Raw genomic sequence first — 987 nt, 5'->3', positions numbered from 1 at the left:
AGCGCGATTTGAACCGCGTTGAGGTTTTGGCGCAGGTCGATGATAGTCGGCTGACGGTAGACAATGCGGCAAACCTGCTGGATCTGACAAGGCGGCAAGTGTTCCGGCTTCTCAAGCGATACCGGCAGGATGGCGCCTCAGCGATCCGACATAAGGCGCGCGGCAAACCTCCAAACAATCGTATCCATCATGCAAAGCGCGATTATGCTCTGAGCCTGATCAAAGAGAATTACCCGGATTTCGGCCCAACACTGGCAGCTGAGAAGCTGGCTGAGCATCACGGGTTCACAGTGTCTCGCGAGACCGTGCGCAAATGGATGATCGAAGACGGCATCTGGCTCTCGCGGAAACAGCGCCGGACCTTCCATCAACCTCGCTTACGGCGCGAATGCTATGGTGAGCTGATCCAGATTGATGGTTCCGATCACCGTTGGTTTGAGGATCGGGGTGATCCCTGCACCCTGCTCGTTTTCATCGATGATGCCACCAGCACCTTGATGGAGCTGCGGTTTGTGAAGTCCGAGAGCACGTTCAGCTATTTCGAGGCGTTGGACAGTTATTTGGTTCAGCATGGCCGCCCAGTGGCCTTTTACAGCGACAAGCATTCGGTATTCCGAGTTGCCAAAGAAGACGCAAGGAATGGTGCAGGCATGACCCAGTTCGGGCGTGCGTTGAATGAGTTGAACATCGAGATCCTGTGCGCCAACAGCTCTCAAGCCAAGGGCCGCGTAGAACGGGCCAACCGCACGCTTCAGGACCGGCTTGTCAAAGAGCTGAGGCTGGCAGGCGTTTCGGACATGAAAGCCGGAAACGCTTTTCTTGAAGGCTTTAAGAGCCGCTTTAACGCCAAATTTGCCAAGGCCCCTGCCAAACCGGACAACCTGCACCGGGCGTTGAATGTGGAGCCGGATCGGTTGGCGGAAGTGTTGTGCTGGCGTGAGAACCGTTATGTCGGCAAGCAGCTCACGTTTTCCTATGACCGCAAGC

The 987-nt window shown here is 55.9% G+C and carries 1 protein-coding gene; it reads left to right on the top strand.

Going from position 1 to position 987, the window contains the following annotated elements; genetic code table 11:
• A partial coding sequence (locus A3764_RS01350; RefSeq protein WP_150122030.1) for an ISNCY family transposase occupies window positions 1-987 on the top strand: 987 nt, incomplete at both ends.

Origin of the sequence: Sulfitobacter sp. HI0129 (assembly GCF_001635395.1) — a bacterium.
In the GTDB taxonomy this organism is placed as follows: domain Bacteria; phylum Pseudomonadota; class Alphaproteobacteria; order Rhodobacterales; family Rhodobacteraceae; genus Sulfitobacter.
The sequence above is the reverse complement of the archived record's forward strand: the minus strand, read 5'-3'. Positions and strand labels throughout refer to the sequence as shown.